The sequence below is a fragment of the Arthrobacter sp. Z1-15 genome (genome assembly GCF_054792395.1).
Genome location: NZ_CP096454.1, coordinates 321,290 through 337,142 on the forward strand (window position 1 = coordinate 321,290; position 15,853 = coordinate 337,142).

At 65.7% G+C, this 15,853-nt stretch carries 12 protein-coding genes and 2 tRNA genes; 4 read left to right on the top strand and 10 right to left on the bottom strand.

From position 1 onward, the window contains the following. Positions 1–29 precede the first annotated feature (29 nt). Positions 30–1,241, top strand: coding sequence for an NAD(P)/FAD-dependent oxidoreductase (locus tag M1D40_RS01600; protein WP_461169960.1), 1,212 nt, complete (start codon positions 30–32; stop codon positions 1,239–1,241). A 119-nt stretch (positions 1,242–1,360) separates the two neighbouring features. Here M1D40_RS01600 and M1D40_RS01605 read toward each other — a convergent pair. Beyond that, positions 1,361–1,436, bottom strand: a tRNA-Arg gene (locus M1D40_RS01605). Between the two features lie 307 nt (positions 1,437–1,743). On the opposite strand from M1D40_RS01605, the gene M1D40_RS01610 reads away from it, so the two are divergent. Then, complete coding sequence (locus M1D40_RS01610) at positions 1,744–3,636, top strand: phosphoenolpyruvate carboxykinase (GTP) (RefSeq protein WP_461169961.1); 1,893 nt, start codon at positions 1,744–1,746, stop codon at positions 3,634–3,636. Between the two features lie 173 nt (positions 3,637–3,809). On the opposite strand, the gene M1D40_RS01615 is transcribed toward M1D40_RS01610, so the two are convergent. Both M1D40_RS01615 and M1D40_RS01620 read right to left on the bottom strand, forming a co-directional pair. Next, positions 3,810–4,286 (bottom strand): hypothetical protein, encoded by a 477-nt coding sequence (locus M1D40_RS01615; RefSeq protein ID WP_461169962.1) that lies wholly within the window; start codon positions 4,284–4,286, stop codon positions 3,810–3,812. 4 nt (positions 4,287–4,290) lie between these two features. Then, positions 4,291–5,697: a phosphomannomutase/phosphoglucomutase gene (locus tag M1D40_RS01620; RefSeq protein WP_461169963.1), complete on the bottom strand. Its 1,407-nt coding sequence runs from the start codon at positions 5,695–5,697 to the stop codon at positions 4,291–4,293. A 171-nt stretch (positions 5,698–5,868) separates the two neighbouring features. On the opposite strand from M1D40_RS01620, the gene M1D40_RS01625 reads away from it, so the two are divergent. Then, positions 5,869–8,070, top strand: coding sequence for a RecQ family ATP-dependent DNA helicase (locus tag M1D40_RS01625; RefSeq protein ID WP_461169964.1), 2,202 nt, complete (start codon positions 5,869–5,871; stop codon positions 8,068–8,070). Here the strand turns inward: M1D40_RS01625 and M1D40_RS01630 are convergent. Continuing rightward, positions 8,015–9,319: a FadR/GntR family transcriptional regulator gene (locus tag M1D40_RS01630; RefSeq protein ID WP_461169965.1), complete on the bottom strand. Its 1,305-nt coding sequence runs from the start codon at positions 9,317–9,319 to the stop codon at positions 8,015–8,017. The two genes, M1D40_RS01625 and M1D40_RS01630, sit on opposite strands and share 56 nt — an antisense overlap. 85 nt (positions 9,320–9,404) lie before the next feature. Beyond that, positions 9,405–10,229: a crotonase/enoyl-CoA hydratase family protein gene (locus tag M1D40_RS01635; protein ID WP_461169966.1), complete on the bottom strand. Its 825-nt coding sequence runs from the start codon at positions 10,227–10,229 to the stop codon at positions 9,405–9,407. Between the two features lie 87 nt (positions 10,230–10,316). Between M1D40_RS01635 and M1D40_RS01640 the strand changes: the two genes are divergently transcribed. Further along, positions 10,317–11,102: a hypothetical protein gene (locus M1D40_RS01640; protein ID WP_461169967.1), complete on the top strand. Its 786-nt coding sequence runs from the start codon at positions 10,317–10,319 to the stop codon at positions 11,100–11,102. On the opposite strand, the gene M1D40_RS01645 is transcribed toward M1D40_RS01640, so the two are convergent. The 5 genes from M1D40_RS01645 to M1D40_RS01665 form a co-directional block, all read right to left on the bottom strand. After that, positions 11,099–12,118 carry an aldo/keto reductase gene (locus tag M1D40_RS01645; RefSeq protein WP_461169968.1) on the bottom strand — a complete coding sequence of 340 codons (1,020 nt, stop codon included), beginning with the start codon at positions 12,116–12,118 and terminating at the stop codon, positions 11,099–11,101. The two genes, M1D40_RS01640 and M1D40_RS01645, sit on opposite strands and share 4 nt — an antisense overlap. Before the next feature lie 174 nt (positions 12,119–12,292). After that, positions 12,293–12,380: transfer RNA gene (locus tag M1D40_RS01650), tRNA-Ser, on the bottom strand. A gap of 99 nt (positions 12,381–12,479) precedes the next feature. Continuing rightward, the gene (locus M1D40_RS01655) at positions 12,480–13,088 is read right to left on the bottom strand and encodes a class I SAM-dependent methyltransferase (protein WP_461169969.1); all 609 of its coding nucleotides are present in this window, start codon (positions 13,086–13,088) and stop codon (positions 12,480–12,482) included. Continuing rightward, complete coding sequence (locus M1D40_RS01660; protein ID WP_461169970.1) at positions 13,078–13,686, bottom strand: ArsR/SmtB family transcription factor; 609 nt, start codon at positions 13,684–13,686, stop codon at positions 13,078–13,080. Before M1D40_RS01660 ends, M1D40_RS01655 begins: the two co-directional genes overlap by 11 nt. Before the next feature lie 24 nt (positions 13,687–13,710). Next, positions 13,711–15,831: a prolyl oligopeptidase family serine peptidase gene (locus tag M1D40_RS01665; RefSeq protein ID WP_461169971.1), complete on the bottom strand. Its 2,121-nt coding sequence runs from the start codon at positions 15,829–15,831 to the stop codon at positions 13,711–13,713. Positions 15,832–15,853: the final 22 nt, after the last annotated feature.

The window sequence follows — 15,853 nt, forward strand, 5'->3', positions numbered from 1 at the left end:
ACGGCTCAACGCAACAGCAAGGAAAACCAATGGCCCTTGAATCCGTCATCATTGCAGGCGGAGGCATGGCAGGATTCGCCACGGCCCGCGAGCTGCGCTCCCGCGGCTTCACCGGACAACTGACCCTCATCGATCCTGAGGGTCTGCCCTATGACCGGCCGCCGCTGAGCAAGGACTACCTGCTCGGCACCCGCACCAGAGATCAGATCCTGCTGGCCGGAGAGGACTGGTTCCGGGACCGGCGGATTGAGGTCCTGGCCGGAAGGGCAGCTGCCCTGAAGCCGGACGAGGGCGTGGTGCTGCTGGAGGACGGCCGGGAGCTGGCCGCTGACAGAATCGTCCTGGCCACCGGTGCCGCCGCCCGTAAACTCGACGTGCCCGGCGGTGACCTGGAAATAGTGCTGGAGTTGAGGAACCGGGCGGACGCAGACAAACTGCGGGATGTGCTCCGTCCCGGCGTGCGGCTGGCCATTGTCGGTGCTGGACTGATTGGAGCCGAGACGGCATCGGCAGCGCTGGCGCTCGGGGCGGAGGTCACACTGGTTGACCCGGTTGACCCGCCGCTCGTGCCGGCCGTCGGGACGACGCTCGCGCGGCGGCTGCACCGCATGCATGAAGAGCGGGGGATCCGCGTCCTTACCGGAATTCCTGCGGCCATCACGGTTCAGGGGCAGGAGCACCGCCTGGCGCTGGCGGACGGCGCCGCCGTATACGCGGACGCGGTGCTGGTGGGTATCGGCGTTGTACCGGAAACGGGGCTGGCCGTTTCAGCCGGGCTGGATACCGACAACGGCATCCTGGTGGATGAGCACCAGCGCACCAGTCATCCGAAGATCTATGCAGTGGGTGACGCCGCACGTGTCCGGCTGCCCGACGGAACACTGCTGCGCCGGGCTGAACATTGGGAACACGCGAGGAATACGGGCATAACCGCCGGTGCTGCTCTGCTGGGCCAGGAGCTGCCAAACCACGGTGCCCCGTGGTTCTGGTCGGACCGGCACGGGGTGCATGTGGAGGGGGTTGGGTCGATGGCGGGGGAGGGCCGCGTAGTGATCCGAAAAAAAGAGGGCCTGCCCGCAGCTGCCTTCCGGCTCGATGCTGACGGCCGGCTGGAAGGGTGTGCCGCCATCGACGGCGGTTTCACGGTGCGGGCGGCCCGCCGCATCATCGACCGCCGAATTCCGGTGGATCCCGCCCAACTGGCGGACTCCGCCGTTGACCTCCGAAAACTGGCCCGCTGACTGGAGGTGGCAGCGGGGAGGCAGCGGGGCGGCTTCCGGGACAGGACCCCCGGCACGCTCCCCGGGCAAAGAAAAAACCCGGTTCAACCAGTATTTCTACTGGTCGAACCGGGTTTCGCTGGTGCGCGCGAAGGGATTCGAACCCCCAACCTTCTGATCCGTAGTCAGATGCTCTATCCGTTGAGCTACGCACGCATTTGGATTATTTTTGAACTACCGGCCCCGTTGAGGCTTTCATTCAAAGTTTGTCCGTGGCTGTTTGGCCGTAAATAACTATAGCCCAGTTTCTGAGAGCTGCCTAATCGCTGGACGTGACGTCCGTCAACTAGACCGGTCTATATGACGTTCGTCACATCCGAGTAGGCTGGGCCACAAAAGTTCGTTGAATTCTAGGGAAACACTTCATGGCCGCCATTATAGGTACTACCTTTTTCGCCGGGGCGCTCGGCTCGCCGACAACTAGCATCACAATCACACCACTGACCCAACGAAGGGAAGAGTCATGGGCGATGACGCGCGTCAGCTAGTTCTCAATGAGAGCGGCGAAAACGCTGCTCCGAGCCATTTGGACAGCACCACACCGGAGGCCTCTGCGGAGGCCCCAACCACCCACCGGGCCCTGCTGGCCTGGGTTCAGCAAGTAGCCGAGCTGACGCAGCCGGACCGCGTGTACTGGGTCGATGGATCCGAGGCGGAAAACAAGACACTGACCGATGAACTGGTTGAAGCCGGAACCCTGGTTCGGCTGAACCCGGAGGAATTCCCGAATTCCTTTGCTGCATTTTCCGATCCCAAGGACGTGGCACGCGTCGAGGAGCAGACGTTCATCTGCTCCGAGAAGAAGCAGGATGCAGGCTTCACCAACAATTGGATGGAACCGTCGCAGATGCGGGCCAAGCTGGACGGTCTGTTCTCCGGCTCCATGCGCGGACGCACCATGTATGTCATCCCCTTCGTGATGGGTCACCTCGAAGCGGAGGACCCCAAGTTCGGCGTCGAAATCACCGACAGCGCCTACGTCGTTGCCTCGATGCGGATCATGGCCCGCATCGGCACGGATGTACTGCGCAAAATGGAAGAACTGGACGCGTTCTTTGTGCCGGCGCTGCATTCCGTCGGAGCTCCGCTGGCTGAGGGCGACACCGACGTCGCCTGGCCCTGCAGCGACGAAAAATGGATTGTGCATTTCCCCGAAGACCGCTCCATCTGGTCCTACGGCTCCGGCTACGGCGGCAACGCCCTGCTGGGCAAGAAATGCTACGCCCTGCGCATCGCGTCGATCATGGCCCGGGATGAGGGCTGGCTCGCCGAGCACATGCTGATCCTGAAGCTCACCAGCCCGGAAAAGAAGGACTACTTCGTCGCCGCGGCCTTTCCGTCCGCCTGCGGTAAAACGAACCTCGCCCTGCTGGATCCGACCATCGAGGGGTGGAAAGTCGAGACACTCGGCGACGACATCACGTGGATGCGTTTCGGGCACAACGGCGAACTGCGCGCCACCAACCCGGAAGCAGGCCTGTTCGGCGTCGCTCCCGGCACCGGCTGGAGCACCAACCCCAACGCTATGCGCGCCATAGCCAAGGGCAACTCCATCTTCACAAACGTGGCGCTCACCGACACCGGCGGTGTCTGGTGGGAAGGCATGACGGACGAGGCCCCCGCGCATCTGACTGACTGGCTCGGAAACGACTGGACGCCGGAGGCCGGCCACCCCGCTGCGCACCCGAACTCCCGTTTCTGCACTCCGATCGACCAGATCGACATGCTGGCGGAGGAATACCATTCCCCGAACGGCGTACCGGTTTCTGCCATTCTCTTCGGCGGCCGACGCAAAACCACGGTGCCCCTGGTGACTCAGTCCCGCGACTGGACCAACGGCATCTTCATGGGTTCCACCCTCTCCTCGGAAACCACCGCGGCCGCAGCGGGCCAGGTGGGAGTGGTCCGCCGCGATCCCATGGCGATGCTGCCGTTCATGGGTTACGACGCCGGAGACTACCTGCGCCACTGGATCACCCTCAGCGGTAAGGCGAACCAGGAGACCCTGCCCAAGATCTTCCTGGTCAACTGGTTCCGCCGCACTGCCGAAGGCGGCTTCGCCTGGCCCGGTTTCGGCGACAACGCCCGGGTGCTGAAGTGGGTCATCGAGCGGATCGAAGGCACCGCCGACGCCGTCGAAACTCCGATCGGATACGTGCCCACCGGGGAATCCCTGGACCTGAGCGGACTGGACATGACCCCCGCGGACGTCGAGGCCGCCGTCCGCGTCGACCCCGAGGAATGGAAGAAGGAACTCGCCGGCATCGAGGAGTGGTACGCCCGCTTCGGAGAATCCCTGCCCGAGGACCTGGTCGCCGAGCTGGAGACGCTCAAGAAGCGCTTCGCGGCTGTCTAGCCCCGGCGGCTGCTTAGCCGTGGCGTAAATACTGATGGAAGGGCCCTTTCCGGTGACGGAAGGGGCCCTTCAACTTGTGGCGGCACGTCTTGGGGCGGCGTTCTGACGGGCAGCAAAAAACCGGCGGCACCGTGCGTTGTGCACGGTGCCGCCGGCAGGTGGTGAAGCTGCGGTTAGGCCTCGTCAGCGCCTGCGGGGGACTCTTCAGTTCCCCAGACCAGACGGTCGCCCGACTCCCACTGCGGTTCGTTGAACGTCCAGGAGCCATCGGTCTCGGAGTAGGTCTGGATGGCCGAGATGGAGACCCCCTCGGAGTGTTCAGCCACTACGTGAATGGCATCCGTCGCCTCATCCGGCAGGTGGATGTCGGAGAACACGGCAGCGGCCCGGTTGTCCGCCTTCTGCTCGGTCAGCACCTGGTAGATGTCATCGATCATCGCATCGGCGTCGAGGTCTTCGTCGCTTTCCTCGGGTGCCACGGCAATCATCCGGAGCTCGCCGTCGTTCTGCACAACCAGTGCGGCCGGCAGGAAGGCACCCTGTGCCTCAAGCTGCTCCTGGGCCACGCCGAGCGCGGTCCCGAACAGGGAATTCAGGTCCTCCTGGACCTGGGCGGAGGGCTCTTCGCCGTTCAGTTCAACATCAGCCATTGGTTCAGTTCCTAACTAGTTCAAGTACGCGGTCGCGGACCCGCACCATGGTGGGGAGGTCTTCGGCTTCGGCGTTCAGCCGAAGGAAGGGTTCGGTGTTCGACGCGCGGAGGTTGAACCACCACTGTCCGTCATCTGAGGTGAAAGTCAAACCGTCGAGGGCGTCCACGGTGACGCCGTCGCGCTCGAATTCATTCCGGACGCGGGCAACCGCCGCCGGAACGTCCGAGAGCTCCGAGTTGATCTCTCCGGAGGAGAAATACGGCTCGTATTCGCGGGCGAGATCCGAAAGCGGCAGAGTCTGTTCACCCAGCGCGGCAAGCACGTGCATGGCTGCCAGCATGCCGGTGTCGGCGTTGTAGAAGTCGCGGAAGTAATAGTGCGCGGAGTGCTCGCCGCCGAAGACAGCGCCTTCCTCGGCCATCTGCGCCTTGATGAAGGAATGGCCGACGCGGGTGCGGACGGCACGGCCGCCGTCGGCCTCCACCAGCTCCGGAACCGCACGGGAGGTGATGAGGTTATGGATGATGACCGGGGTCGCTTCACCGGCGGCCTTGGCGCGTGCAATTTCACGGCGGGCCACGAGGGCGGTGATTGCCGACGGGCTGACCGGGTCGCCCTTTTCATCAATCACGAAGCAGCGGTCGGCGTCGCCGTCGAAGGCCAGGCCCAGATCCGCGCCGTGCTCGACGACGGCGGCCTGCAGGTCGCGCAGGTTTTCCGGCTCGAGCGGGTTGGCCGGATGGTTCGGGAAGGACCCGTCCAGCTCAAAGTAGAGGTCGACGATTTCCAGCGGAAGGGCGGACAGCATCGTGTCGCCCAGAACGGCCGGGGTGGTCAGGCCGGCCATGCCGTTGCCGGCATCCACCACAACCTTCAGTGGACGGATACCGCCCAGATCCACCAGGCTGCGGAGGTACTCGGAGTAATCCTTCAGGATGTCCCGGACGCTGATGCGGCCCGGTGTCTCGACGGCGGGGATTGTGCCCTCGTTCAGGTACTGCTCTGCCTTTGCCTGGATGTCGTAGAGGCCGGTCTCGGAGGAGATGGGCACGGCTCCGGCCTTGGACATCTTGATGCCGTTGTACTGGGCGGGATTGTGGCTGGCCGTGAAGGTGGCACCCGCAGCATTGAGGGCTCCGCAGGCGTAGTAGAGCTCATCGGTGGAGATGAGGTCCAGCAGCAGGACATCGGCGCCGCGCATGGTGGCTCCGGCGGCGAAGTCCTTGATGAATTCAGGGGAGGACGGGCGCATGTCGCCGCCCACCAGCACGGTCTGACCGGCAAGGTCGAGCACGTCCACAAAAGCGGCGCCGACAGCCTTGACGATCTGCGGGGTGATGGTCTCTCCTACGACGCCGCGGACATCGTAGGCCTTAAAGGACGCGGAAAGATCGAATGCACTAGTCACCCCGACAGTCTATAGGCCAGCTTTCCCTCCTCCGGCTTTCGCCCTCCCGGTTTTTCGGCGATCTGCGCGGTTCTTGGCCGGTATCCACAGGCCCGCTGCGCAGCCGGCGGTGTCCACAGGCGTTTCCCGGGCTGGAGGAAATCGTCAGCCGCGGCTGGAATAGTGGAAGGTATGGAATCCCAGCAAGACACTCAAAATCCTTCGTCCGCCGAGCAGGAAACAGTGCCCCGCATCGACGGCGGCCTGCACGGAGGCCCGGCAGGGACGGACCCCGTGCTTCGGGCCGAAGCAACCGGTCTGCTGAGGGCGCTGGTCGGCAACGACGCCGCCGAGTTTCATGAGGGGCAGTACGAAGCCATCGAGGCGCTGGTCTCGGGCGGCCGGCGGGCGCTGGTGGTCCAGCGCACCGGGTGGGGCAAGTCCGCGGTGTACTTTGTGGCGAGCCTGCTGCTGCGTGCCCGCGGAGCCGGGCCAACGCTGATCGTATCGCCGCTGCTGGCGCTCATGCGCGACCAGGTGGCGGCCGCAGCCCGCGCAGGAGTCCGCGCCGTGGCGATCAACTCAGCCAACCAGCTGGAATGGCAGGACATTTCCGCCAAGCTCCAGGCGGACGAGGTGGACGTGCTGCTGGTCTCGCCGGAACGCCTGAACAATCCCGGTTTCCGGGAAACCCATCTGCCGGAACTGATTCGCCGTTCCGGGCTGCTGGTGATTGATGAAGCACACTGCATCTCGGACTGGGGACATGATTTTCGGCCTGACTACCGGCGCATCCGCAGCCTGATCGAACAGCTGCCGGCCTCCGTGCCGGTATTGGCCACCACGGCCACAGCAAATTCCCGGGTCGTTAAGGACGTCGAGGAGCAGCTGGCTTCCGGCGGCGAGGACGTTTTCACCATCCGCGGAGCGCTGGCCCGCCGCTCCCTGCGACTCGGAGTGCTGCGGCTGCCCACGCCGAAGGCGCGGCTGGGCTGGCTCCTGACACACATCGACGAGCTTCCCGGATCCGGCATCATCTATGCTCTGACGGTGTCCGCGGCCGAAGACACCGCCAAGCTCCTGCAGAAGGCCGGGCACCCGGTTCTGGCCTACACGGGACGCACGGACCCTGCAGATCGGGAGCAGGCGGAGGCGGCGTTGAAAAACAACGAGGTGAAAGCCCTGGTGGCCACCAGCGCACTGGGCATGGGCTTCGACAAGCCCGACTTGGGGTTTGTGGTCCACCTTGGAGCACCCTCCTCGCCGGTGGCGTACTACCAGCAGGTGGGCCGTGCCGGCCGCGGCACCCCCAGCGCCGATGTACTGCTGCTGCCGGGGACCGAGGACAAGGACATTTGGGAGTACTTTGCCACCTCCTCCATGCCTGCGGAGGGCACGGCCAGTGCCGTACTGGCGGAGCTGGCATCGGGGTCGGTCATGTCCACCGGCGCCCTGGAAACCCGGGTAAACCTCAAGCGCTCGCCACTGGAACTGCTGCTGAAGGTCCTGGCCGTGGACGGTGCCGTGGAACGGGTGTCCGGCGGCTGGCGCGGCACCGGACAGCCCTGGAGCTATGACCGGGAGCGGTACGAGCGTATTTCAGCGGCGCGCGTCAAGGAACAGCAGGCCATGCTCGATTACGAGAGCACCACGGCATGCCGGATGGAATTCCTGTCCCTGCAGCTCGATGACCCGGCCGCAGCCCCGTGCGGACGCTGCGACAACTGTGCCGGCCGCTGGTTCTCCGGCGACGTTGCCGCCGAGGCCACCGATCATGCGGACCAGGCACTGAGCCGGGTAGGCGTGGATGTTGACCCGCGGGGAATGTACCCCTCGGGCATGGACCGCTTGGGCGTGCCGGTGAAGGGAAAGATCAAGCCTGAAGCAGCGCTGTCCACCGGACGCGCGCTGGCCCGCCTGACGGATCTCGGCTGGGGCGGACGGCTGCGGGAGATCTTCGCCCCGGACGCCGGAGACACAACGGCAGATGAAGCACTGCTCAAGGGCTGTGTGCAGGTGCTCGCCCAATGGGGCTGGGAAGAACGGCCGCTTGCAGTGGTCAGCATTCCGTCGCGGTCGCGTCCGCAGCTGGTCGGCTCGCTCGCACAGGGCATCTCATCCCTTGGCCGCATCCCGTATCTCGGGGCGCTGCAGCTCCCGCACGGCGGGCCGACGGGAGGCTCCGGAGGAAACAGCGCGTTCCGCCTGGCTTCGGTCTGGGACCAGTTTGCGGTTCCCGAAGAAGGAGCCGCCTGGTTTGCTGCCAATCCCGGTCCGGTTCTGCTGGTGGATGACTTTGCTGACAGCCGCTGGACCCTCACCGAAGCAGGCCGGGTGCTCAGGCAGGCCGGCGCGGCTTCCGTGCTGCCTTTTGTGCTGGCGCTGAAGGCATAGCGAACAGCTCGTACAGGGCGGGCTCGGGGGCGATCCGGGCAATCTGCGGCGCCGGTCGGCGGGCCGGCGCCGCGGGGGGAGCCTGCTCCGGGGCTGGGGCCTGCTGCGGGGACGAGAGTTGTTGCGGGGCCGGGAGCTTGTCCGAGGCGGAGGGCTGGCGCGGGGCGGAGCGCTGCTGCGGAGGCGGGGTTTGCTGCGGGGGCGGGGTCTGCTGCGGGGACGAGGGCTGGTGCGGGGCGGCGCTCTCTGCCCGGAAGCTGCGCGGCGCCGGGGAGCTGCCTGCTGTCAGGGGCCGTCTGAGAACCTTGGTGCGCTTCAGCGCGGGCTTCGGGGACCGCTCCGCCGCTGCCTCCGGTGCCGGTGCCGGAGTCGGGGCCGGAATCTCAGGCAGCGCCTGGCCCTCCAGCGCCTGATCCTCAACAAGTACCGGAATCTCGGCCGCAGCCGCAGCCGCAGCCGCAGCAGATTTCCGTGCCGGAACAACTTCCCCAGCCGGGGCCTGAGCCCTCGCTGCAGGAGGGTCAGGAAGGCGCATCGGAACGGGCCGGAAAACAGGCGGCTGCGCTGCCGGAGCTTCTGCCGGCGGCCGCCGCAGCCAGCGCTCAGCGGATGCAACGTGGACCGTCATCAGGGAGCGGGCCAGGTCCGCATCACCGAGCGTCAGGGCCTCGAGGATGGCTGTATGTTCGCCCAGGACGGCGGAGACCGCTCCGGCTTCGACGATCCGGTGCCAGGTGCGCAGCCGCAGGGCACTGCCGGTGAGGGAATCCAGCATCCCCGCCAGGTAAGGATTACCGGAAGCCCGGGCTATCTGCGAGTGGAAGGCGAAGTCATGGGCCGCCAGCTGGACCGCAGATGCCTGGACAGGAACCGAGTCCAAGCAGGTCCGCAGGGCAGCCAGGCCGCGGGCGTTGATGCGTGCAGCAGCATGGGCGGCAGCGCCGGGCTCGAGAATGCGCCGCACTTCCAGAAGTTCCGGCGCTGAAGATTCCTGATGGATCTCCACCATGAAACCCATGGTTTCGGTCAGCAGTCCCGGCTCCAGGCTTGTCACATAGGTGCCGTCGCCGCGCCGGACGTCGAGAACCCGGATCAGTTCGAGTGCTTTGACGGCCTCGCGCAGCGAGCTTCGGGACAGGCCCAGCTGATCACTCAGCTCATTTTCCGGCGGCAGCCGGTCACCGGCCTTCAGCTGCCCGCTGATGAGCATTTCCTTGATCTTGGTTATTGCTTCATCGGTAACAGCCACCCGACTATCTTAAGCGCCCGGGGCGGCAGCCCCGGACACGTGCGCGGACACCGGAATCGGGCCGGAGCAGGCCCCTCGCCCGGAGTCAGTTTCCGGTGAAGGCCGCGGGCCGGCGTTCGGCGAAGGCCGTGGCTGCTTCCTTAAAGTCGCGGCTGGCCAGGAACGCAGTGTTCCACAGCTGGACATAGTCCAGGCCGGACTGCACTGAGGCTTCCTGCCCGTGGTTCATCACGTGCTTTACGCCCTGGACAACAAGCGGAGGGTTCGCGGCAACGGCGGCGGCCAGCTCGCGGCCCCGGCCGACGACGTCGTCGGCCACTTCGGTGACGAGGCCCAAGCTGTAGGCGCGGTCGGCGTCGAAGTCTTCCCCGGTCAGCGCGAGGTGCCGGGCTGCGCCTTCCCCAATGATGCCGGGAAGCCGCTGGAGGGACCCCAGGTCCGCGACGATGGCGACCTTGACTTCGCGCACGCTGAAGGTGGCGGCGGGGGAAGCAATGCGGATGTCAGCGGCAGTGATCACGTCCACTGCGCCGCCAATGCACCAGCCGTCCACTGCGGCGATCACCGGCTTGGAACATTTCGACAGGGAGCTGACCGCCTCCTGCAGATCCCTGATCCGGCGTCGGAAATCTTCCCGGAGCCGTGCATCCATCCCGCCGGCGGCAAGCATCGGAGCGAAAACAGGCGCCATGGCCGGCAGATCAAGGCCATAGCTGAAGTTTCCGCCGGAGCCGAACAGCAGGACGGCGCGCACGCTGTCATCATCACTGAGGGCAGCAAAAACCTCGGGCAGTTCCTTCCAAAAATCAGGCCCCATGGCATTGCCCTTGGAGGGGCCGGTGAGCTCGACTTCAGCGATGCCGCCGGATATGTGCACCCGCAGTGAACGCAGGGAAGTGTTCGGGCTCATGTCGTCTCCGTTGTTCGGCGGCCGGGGCTGCACGTCAATATACCGGGCGGAAGGCGCGGGCACCGTGAGCGAAGCTAGGATCAAGGTATGGAGTTTCTGGTGATTGTTCTGTTTGTCGTGGCCATTGTCGTGGTGAATTTCGTGGTGGTTCGGGCTCAGCGCCGGAAAAGCTCCGCTTCCGGAGAGGCAGCCGGAACAGACGGCGGCCAGGAAGACCGGCAGCGCACAGTGAAGCCGCAAAAGACACCCCGAAAGCCGGCAGGAGCCAAGGCGGCACCGGCCGGAACGCGGACGTCGGCTGAAGCGGCCCACGAGGCCAACGCCAGGCTCAACGCCGTCCAGCACCAGCAGGTGTATGCCGCGATTGCCCAGGGGCACCCCATCGCCGCCGTCAAACTTTATGCACAGTTCACCGGTCTGGGGGTCCGTGCCTCCGCTGCAGCGGTGGAGAACCTGGCCATGCATCCTCAGCCGTTCCAGCCGCCGTGTCCGGCCGGAACCGCGGCTGATGCGCCCGCTCCCGCCGGGGCGGGCCCGGAGGGGCCGGAACAGGGAACTCCCGCAGCCCGGAGCGACAGCACGGATGCGCCCGGCGCCAACGACGGCGACAAAGCGTCCGGAGCGTCCGAAGCGTCCGGCCCGTCCGGGACAGCGGCTGCGGGTCCTGCCGGCTCCGCAGGGGCGGGAACGGCAGGCGGCAGCGCCTCCGGCTCAGCCAAAGCCTCCGATGCCGGACCGGGTGGTGCCTCCGGTTCCGAAAGCGCCGCTGCACCTGCAGGTCAGCAGGGCGGGGCTGCAGGCAAGAAGCCGGCCACCCCGGAAGAGGATGAAATCAGCAAGTGGGTTAAGAACCTGCGGCCGGAAGACTTCTAGTACTGCCGTGAGCGTTGGTTGAGCCCATCGGCCCCGTAGGGGTAGTTGCCCACCGCCGGACGGCTGAGGTCGGTAAGCCGCTGCAGCTCCGCATCGGAGAGCCGGAGTGAGGCCGCGCCAAGGTTGTCGGCGAGCTGTTCGACGGTGCGGGCGCCGAGAATCACCGAGGTCACACCCGGCTGTGCCGCGAGCCAGGCGAGGGCAACCTGGGCGGGAGTGGCTTGGTGGGCTGCGGCAACGGCCTTGAGGGCATCAAGGATCTGCCATGTGCGGTCGTTGTTGCTGCGCAGGTCCCATCCCTGGAACTGGCGGGTGGGATTGTCTCCCACCCGGGTTTTGCCCGCCGGAACCGATTCCCTGCGGTACTTTCCGGTGAGCCAGCCGCCGGCAAGCGGTGACCAGGGCAAGAGGCCCAGTCCGGCGTCGAGCGCTGCAGGAACTACTTCGGACTCAATTTCGCGTTCCAGCAGGTTGTACTGCGGCTGCAGGGTCACCGGTTCATTCCAGCCGTGTGCCCGCGCGGTGAACACAGCCTTGGTGAGCTGCCAGCCGGTGAAGTTGGAGAGCCCGTAGTAGCTGATCTTGCCGGCGGTCACTGCGTCCTGCAGGAAGCCGAGGCTTTCCTCCAGCGGGGTCAGCGGATCCCAGGCATGCAGCTGGTACAGGTCAATGTGCTCCACTCCCAAGCGTTTGAGCGATGCGTCGAGTGCCTGGCGCAGGTGCCGGCGGGAATTCCCGAGGTCGTTGGGGCCTGCGCCCATGGGAAACCTGCCCTTGGTGGCAAGAACTACATTCCGGGCGGCCTCGGGCCGGGCCTGCAGCCAGTGGCCAATGATTTCCTCGGAGGTGCCGGCGGTGTAGACATCTGCCGTGTCAATGAAGTTGCCGCCGGCTTCCACGTAGGAGTTCAGCAGGTCATGCGAGACCCGCTGGTCGGATTCATTGCCGAACGTCATGGTTCCTAGGGCGTAGGTACTGACGACGGTGCCGCTGCGGCCCAGTAAGCGCATTTCCATGGAACATCCTTCAGGTTGGCGGAGCAGCAGCGAAGGAGCTGTCTGCTGACTGGCCTAAACATAGTTCGGGAAACAACATAGTCCGGAAAGCAGTCCGGGGGACAGGAGCACGGCCGCCTCAGGGCCTAAAAATCCGGGCACAAAAAAACCCCCGGTTGCCCGGGGGTCTTAGCGCGGAGACGGGGAGATTTGAACTCCCGGTGGGCTTTAGGCCCACACTTCATTAGCAGTGAAGCCCATTCGGCCGCTCTGGCACGTCTCCAAATGCTCTCTGGTAGCTTCCGCTGCCAGCCTGACAAGACTACCCATAAGGGACGGGTAAGAGCAAAACGTCAGGGAACGGCCGGATGGGCCCTCCGCCTTACGGCCGCCCGAGGCGGCGTGCAGTCACCGCGGCATGGGGGCGCCGGCCGGTGTCGGCCCGCCGATGGGTTTCAAGCACTTCAAACCCTGCTGCCGTCACTTTTGAGACCAGCTCGTCCACCGGCCAGAAGTACGCCGGCATCACTGCATGAGGGAAACGTTCAACCTCAGGACCTTCAAAGAACCCGGTCAGCAGGGCCCCGCCCGGACGCAGGCAACGGGCGTATTCCGCCAGGACAGCCGGGAGCTCGGCGGGCTCCAGATGAATCATTGAATACCAGGCGAAGATCCCGCCGAGCGAGCCGTCCTCCACCCCCAGATCCTCCAGCGAGCCGACACGAAACGGAAACCCCGGAGACAGTTCCGCGGCCAGCGCCACAAACTCGGAAACCACGTCCAGGCCCTCAACCCGGGCGCCGTGTTCGGCCAGGAACCGAGTCCAGTGACCGGGGCCGCACCCGGCGTCGACAACCGGCCCCTTCAGCCCGGCTGCCCAGGCCGCAACTAGCTCGCGGTCCGCGGGATGGGTGTGTTCGATGCTGCCGACTGCCGTCCGGTACTCCAGCGCCCTCGGGCCGTACGCGGAGCGCACGGCGTCATGGTTCACGCAGATCTCCGTCGGCGGGCATCCCGGAAGCAGCCGGAGTTTCGGAAACGGGTGCCGCGTTTCCGGGCTCCGAAACGCCGGCGCGGTACATGGCGGAGAAGAATCCATATTTCTGCACACCTTCGCCGTGCCGGGTGCCGGCATACTCGCTGATCAGGGCAGAGAGCCTGCCCTGGAAGTCGGAGCGCTGGGCGTCGGAGAGGTACAGCGTCACGCTGGTTTCGGAGTGCCGCCCCGACTCCGGTGCCAGCCGGTAGTTCTCCAACGCCGACTCGAGGATCGCCGGACCCACCAGCGCGGATTCGGGCAGCGCAGGATTGAAGGTCAGCCCGAGTGTTTTGCCCGTTGCCCGGTAGGGGATTTCCCTCGCGTTCCGGGCTCCGGCACGCACCGGCTCCGCAGCGGCGAACCCGTGTTCGGTCAGCAGCTGCAGATGATGAAGTGTCGCCCCGGGCGTGGAGCCCAGCCGCTCGGCGATCTCCTTGTTGGTCAGGGTCTCCCCGCGCAGGACCTGGAGGATCCGAATCCGCAGCGGATGGGCCACCGCCTTGGCCTCGTCCGCCGTCGCTTCCCTCCGCTGCACCGGTTCACTATTCACCGTGCCGAGTATAGGCCGCAGGAGCTAGCCCAACCGGCCGGTCAGGGCCTCCCACAGGAACTCGTAGGACATGGCGTACATGCGGGCCGCCTGGCGGTTGTCCGAGGCTCCGGCGTGGCCGCCCTCAAGGGCCTCATGGAACCAGACGTTCTGCACCCCCATGGCCTTCATGCGCGCGGCCATTTTCCGGGCCTGCACCGGACCGACGCGGTCGTCGCTGGTGGCGGTCCAAATCAGCGTGGGAGGGTAGTCGGCGTCCTCCTTGAGCAGGTGATAGGGGGAGAAGGTCTTCACGAACTCCCACTGCTTCGGATCATCCGGATCGCCGTATTCGGCAATCCACGAGTATCCGGCGGAGAGCTTGGTGTAGCGGCGCATGTCCAGCAGCGGCACGCCGCAGGACACGGCGCCGAACAGGTGCGGATAGGTGGTGAGCATGTTGCCCACCAGCAGTCCGCCGTTGCTGCGGCCCGTGCAGCCCAAGTGCTTCCGCGAGGTGACGCCGCGGTCCGTCAGATCCCGGGCAACGGCGGCAAAATCCTCATAGGCACGGTGCCTGTTTTCCTGCAGTGCTGCGCGGTGCCAGTCGGGTCCGTATTCACCGCCCCCGCGGATATTCGCCAGCACATACACGCCCGAACGCTTCACCCCGCCGTCATCGGTGAAGCTGCGCTCCAGCCAGCCGCGACCCACCACGCCGCTGTAGGTAGGCGTCAGCGCCTGTTCAAAACCGCCGTAGCCGTTCAGCAGCGTGGGGTTGCCGCCGTCGAGCACCAGGTCCTTCGGTCCCACCTGGAAGTACGGCACCCGGGTGCCGTCGGCTGACACGGCAAAGTGCTGTTCCACCGTGCAGGCGGAGGCGTCAAAAAACGACGGCGACTCCTTCACCACTGCAGCGGAACCGCCGGCGCTGCCCAGGGTTCCGCGGGACAGAGTGGACGGCGTCAGGAACCCGGTGCTGACCAGCCAGTAGTCGTTGCCGGCTTCCTCGTCTTCGTCGTCGACGCCGTACGCGTCCACCGTGTGCAGCGGCGGGCAGGCGTCCAGGACCGTCGCCTTCCAGCCGTTGGCCGGGTCCAGCACCGAAATCTCGGAGGACACATCGCGCAGCAGGTTCAGCAGCAGCTGGTCCCGTGTCCAGCTCCATGACTGGAGGGACGTTGCAGGATCAGGCGTAAACAAAGTGGCCAGCTTCCGGTTGCCCGAAAGGAAATCTTCCAAATCAGCGGCCAGCAGTGAACCGGCGGAATGCACGACGCCGTCGAGCTCCCAGTCCTTGCGGGGGCGCAGCACCAGCCACTGCCGGTGCACATCAACGTTCACATCCAGGGGAACATCCAGGCGCACCCACTGCCCGTTCCGCCGCAGGAACGTGGAGCTGTTGTAGAAGTCGACGATGTCCACGGCGAGGTCCCGTTCAAAACCGGGCGTCTGGTCGCGGGCCACCACTGCCATCATGTGGTCCTCGGGAACTTCGAAATACGGCTCGGCATCGGCCAGGGCCATGCCGCGGCGCAGGATCCGGCTGGTGCGCGGGTAGGAGGAGGAAGTCATTGAACCGGGACCGAAATCGGTGCCTACGTACAACTCGTCCGGCCCGGCCCAGCTGATCCGGTTCTTGGCGGCCGGAATGTCGAATCCGTCCGGCACAAACCCGCGGTCGACGACGTCGAACTCACGGTAGCGGGCGGCGTCGCCGCCGTCGGGGGAGAGGACCACCAGGGCACGCCGGTACGTTGATCCGTCTGACGGGCGCAGGAATGCGGATCCGCCCCAGACCCACTCCGTGCCCTCGCTACGGCTGAGTTCGTCCACGTCCAGCAGGATTTCCCACTGCGGATCCTCGGAGCAGTAGCTCTCCCAGGTGGTGCGCCGCCACAGGCCCTTGGGATGCTCGGCATCGCGCCAGAAGTTGTAGTAGTACTCGCCCCGCTTGGCCACCATGGGAATGCGGTCCGTGGAATCGAGGACTTCGAGCAGCCGCTTTTCCGTCTGCTCGAATCCGGTTTCCGCCAACAGATCCTCGGTGACTTTGTTTTCACCGCGAACCCAGTCCAGCTGCCTGTGCCCGTAAATATCCTCAAGCCACAGGAATTCGTCATCAGCGGAGGGGCCTGCGGACAGATCGGAAGTCGAGGAAGTCATGTGCCCATCCTAGGACGCCCGT

Coding starts and splice junctions, on each gene's coding strand:
- M1D40_RS01645 (WP_461169968.1), bottom strand. CDS start 12,118: ATGGAAATGCGCTTACTGGGCCGCAGCGGCACCGTCGTCAGTACCTAC.
- M1D40_RS01600 (WP_461169960.1), top strand. CDS start 30: ATGGCCCTTGAATCCGTCATCATTGCAGGCGGAGGCATGGCAGGATTC.
- M1D40_RS01640 (WP_461169967.1), top strand. CDS start 10,317: ATGGAGTTTCTGGTGATTGTTCTGTTTGTCGTGGCCATTGTCGTGGTG.
- M1D40_RS01635 (WP_461169966.1), bottom strand. CDS start 10,229: ATGAGCCCGAACACTTCCCTGCGTTCACTGCGGGTGCACATATCCGGC.
- M1D40_RS01610 (WP_461169961.1), top strand. CDS start 1,744: ATGGGCGATGACGCGCGTCAGCTAGTTCTCAATGAGAGCGGCGAAAAC.
- M1D40_RS01625 (WP_461169964.1), top strand. CDS start 5,869: ATGGAATCCCAGCAAGACACTCAAAATCCTTCGTCCGCCGAGCAGGAA.
- M1D40_RS01615 (WP_461169962.1), bottom strand. CDS start 4,286: ATGGCTGATGTTGAACTGAACGGCGAAGAGCCCTCCGCCCAGGTCCAG.
- M1D40_RS01665 (WP_461169971.1), bottom strand. CDS start 15,831: ATGACTTCCTCGACTTCCGATCTGTCCGCAGGCCCCTCCGCTGATGAC.